This window comes from Peribacillus sp. P4_C12, assembly GCF_056402095.1.
The window spans coordinates 1-3,707 of record NZ_JBFUIB010000381.1 but is presented as its reverse complement, the minus strand read 5'-3'; the positions used below and the strand labels follow the sequence as shown (position 1 = coordinate 3,707).

General features: G+C 36.5%; 3 protein-coding genes. 2 read left to right on the top strand and 1 reads right to left on the bottom strand.

What is annotated here, in order from left to right:
- Positions 1–117: 117 nt before the first annotated feature.
- A complete protein-coding gene (locus AC1DUW_RS23375) occupies positions 118–1,308 on the bottom strand; it encodes an MFS transporter (RefSeq protein ID WP_201180733.1) in 1,191 nt (396 codons plus the stop codon).
- A gap of 123 nt (positions 1,309–1,431) precedes the next feature.
- Between AC1DUW_RS23375 and AC1DUW_RS23370 the strand changes: the two genes are divergently transcribed.
- Together AC1DUW_RS23370 and AC1DUW_RS23365 are read left to right on the top strand one after the other, a co-directional pair.
- Complete coding sequence (locus AC1DUW_RS23370; protein ID WP_477643576.1) at positions 1,432–1,878, top strand: MarR family winged helix-turn-helix transcriptional regulator; 447 nt, start codon at positions 1,432–1,434, stop codon at positions 1,876–1,878.
- 592 nt (positions 1,879–2,470) lie between these two features.
- The coding region (locus AC1DUW_RS23365) for an AMP-binding protein (RefSeq protein WP_477643575.1) at positions 2,471–3,707 on the top strand (1,237 nt) is incomplete at its 3' end.

Sequence of the window (3,707 nt, the reverse complement as noted above, 5' to 3'; positions counted from 1 at the left end):
CCTCAAAGGTGAGGAGCTTCCCTTATTTTCAATAATACATAATTTTAACAATACCCCGAATAGTTGCCACTATTCGGGGTATTGTTAAAATTATATACATTATCTTTTATCGTAGCTCTACGATAATGCCTTCGCATGAAGGGATTTCTTTTGCCAAGCCATTGTAATCATTAAAGTTAGGATCAAGAGTAAGAGGCCTAAAATGAAAGGATAGGTAATTTGAACATCATACATCATTCCGGCAAGAGTGGGTCCAAGCACATTTCCAATGCTCATATATGCATTATTCATACCCATCGCAAATCCCTGCTCATTCCCCGCCATCTTAGAAATCAGTGTGTTTAAGACTGGTCGAAGGATGGAGGTAGAAAGGAAGATGATGAGAGAGATTCCAAAGAAAATTAGGTAACTTGAAGCAAAAAGTGAAAGAAGGAATCCTATGGCTGCGACGCTAATAAAGATAATTAGCACGCTTACCTCCCCAAAACGGCGAACAATCCGGTCGACAACAAAGAGTTGAACGATTACGCTGACGATACCAGTAGCTGTAACCATTGTTGCGATGTCCTTAGGTGTTGAATTAAATTGATTGTCAAGATAAAGGCCGATAACAGATTCATATGCCATTAATCCAAAGCTCATCACAAGTGTAATGATAAGAGGAATGAAATAGGGCATTTTCACAGACAAGGCAATTTTGCGAACCATCGATTCGTTATTTGCCATGTCCATAGCTTGTGAAGCTTGTTTCGTTTCGCTTTCCTTTAAAACAAAAATAGAAAATATTACTGCGAGGAGTGATACTAGCGCAGAAATCAAAAATGGGAATTTTAAGCCAAAGTCAGCTAAAAATCCACCAATTCCTGGGCCAACAACAATCCCTAGGGACATGGCAGCAGATACTAAACTATTGCCTTTAGCCCGTTGATCGAAAGTGGTGATATCAGCAACATAAGCAAATATTGCTGGTACAAGCAAAGCAGCCCCAACCCCACCGACAACCCGAGAAGCATACAGTAGCCAAATGGAATTAACAGCATAAAAAATAAACATGGAAATAGTCAAACCAATTAATCCATATATAATCATTTTTCTACGACCAAATTGATCAGTCCATTTTCCGGCAATTGGCGAAAAGATAAGTTGGGCACCTGCGAAAATGGCAATCATTAGCCCAGCAGCAGTTCCACCTTGATTAATGGAAGCCAGGTATGCAGGTAAGATTGGAATAATAATACCGAAGCTTCCTATTGCAATAAACATATTGATCATAAGGATAATTATCTTTTTACGTTGTTCTGCTGACATAAACAGCCTCTCTTTCTCTTATAAATATCAATAACCAATATAATTCGCATGGTTAATTTTTTGACACGTTAACTATGTTATAGTTTTAGATAGATAGTTGTCAATAAGAAAGGATTGTCTAATATGTATTCGAGTGAATTATATAATTTACATACTTCGATTAAAGAGCTTAGTAGTCTCTCACAGGAATTAATTGAGCCGTTATTAGTTAAATACGATTTAACTTCCGTGCAATATCACGCATTACAATTAATTGTCTTAAAGGAATCCATAGCTGTTAAAAATGTTTCAAATCATTTGAAAATTAAGCCTGCAGCTGGGACAGCGTTAATTGACCGGCTTGAACGGAAGAATCTAATTGAAAGAGTTCACAGTGAGGATGATCGACGTGTCGTTTATATTAAATCCACCGCAACTGGTAGAGAAACCTATCATTCTATCAATAAGTGCTTCGCAAATATTTTTCAAGATTTTTATAGTGTATTAAATGAAGAAGAAACCCAACGACTTAAACAAATCGTGGGAAAACTAACCGAACATGTGTCGTCACGTATAGAGAACAACCTATAGAAAAAAGTCAGAGGAAAGTTGAATGGTTTTTTAGGAGCCTCAACTGACCAATATTATGCAAGAGTAGTCAACTTGATGTCATCATCATCTAAAGATTTGTCCAAGAAAGACCACTATAAAAGCAGTGAATTTCGCAATAATCTCACTGCTTTAACTATTTTATGAGATGAAAGCGGATGATCGGCGATCAATCCATTGTTTACACCGAGTAGAAAAACATTTAAAACAAAAAACCTCAACACTTTTCTTCACCTCTTATCTGTTTCTATTTACAACTGAAACTTCTCCTTGCAAACTCATAATCTGTTACCTCTAAGAATTTTTTTACTATTAAGCCTATTGTAGCAATAGAGAAAAGAATCCCTAATAAATCGTTTTGTTAGTAAACTTTCAAATAGAAAAAACTAGTATAAGATTCTCTTTAAATGTTTACTGATTTGAAGTGAGTGGCTAACTATTTATGGAGATAATTTTTTTTTGTTTTGTCGGCTGGCATTTCTTTATTAGAACATTGACGAAACTAGTAGAGGTAAGTATACTGAATTTTACAAATATTCAAATGAAAGAGATGTTAAAAAAGGAGTTGTTTATGATGTTTTCCCCATTAACCCCAATGGACTGGAAGCGTAGGGCGGTGAAATATTATCCGCATAAAGTGGCTGTCATTGATGAAGAGAAGGAGTTTACATATAAGGAATTTGGCCAGCGAGTAGATCAACTTTCTATGTCTTTAAATAAAGCAGGTATAGAAGAAGGTGACCATGTTGCAGTGATGTTGCCAAACACTCATTATATGTTGGAATGCTTCTATGGTATTTGTCAAATGGGTGCGGTAATGGTGCCTTTGAATTACCGTCTCTCAGCTGAGGACCTGGAGTATATTATCAGTCACAGTGATTCAAAAATGTTAATCGTCGATGAAGAATTTATTGCTCCGATTGAAAAGATCGTTCATAAACTTGCCTTGGATAAAATCATTATGGTATCTGTCACAGGGCATAAAACATCTTTAAATGGTATAGATTATGAGAACTTTATTCAACAAGCTAAAGATTTTGATTTTGAAGCACAGCCAGAGGTTGTAATCGATGAAAATCAGCTTCTGACTTTAAATTATACGAGTGGAACGACTTCAAAACCAAAAGGGGTTATGTTAACTCATCGTGGAAATTACATTAACGCTGCAAATTTCATGTATCATCTTGGAGTAAAACATGATGATGTGTATCTTCATACCTTACCAATGTTTCATGCAAATGGGTGGGGTGGTGTTTGGGCGATTACGGCTGCTGGTGGTACTCATGTATGTTTAAGAAAAGTTGATCCTCCTCTTATTCTGGACTTATTTGAAAATCAAAATATTACATTGTTATGTGGAGCACCTACTGTCGTCAATATGCTTGTGAATGATCCGAAAGCAAAAGAAACCAATATCAAGATGCGTCCACGTATGGCTACAGYTGGTGCTCCTCCAGCTGCGGCTCTTATTCATAAAGCACAAGATATTCTTGGTTTAAATATGATCCATGTGTATGGATTAACAGAAACTTCACCTTTCATTCTTTATAACGAGTGGAAGGATGAATTTGAATCTAAATCGCTTGACGAACAAGCAACAATTAAGGCAAGACAAGGAATAGAATTGGTTTTTAACGGGGAAACAAAAGTTGTTAATCAAGATGGAGAAGAAGTCGTTTGGGATGGGAAGGAATTAGGAGAAATCATTACCCGCGGCAATGTTGTGATGGATGGATATTACAAGGATCCGGAAAAGACTGCCGAAGCAATTAGAGGTGGATGGTTTTATACTGGGGATTTGGCAGTAACCA

Excerpts from the sequence above, each read along its gene's own strand:
- AC1DUW_RS23370 (WP_477643576.1), top strand. The coding sequence starts at position 1,432 with ATGTATTCGAGTGAATTATATAATTTACATACTTCGATTAAAGAGCTT.
- AC1DUW_RS23375 (WP_201180733.1), bottom strand. The coding sequence starts at position 1,308 with ATGTCAGCAGAACAACGTAAAAAGATAATTATCCTTATGATCAATATG.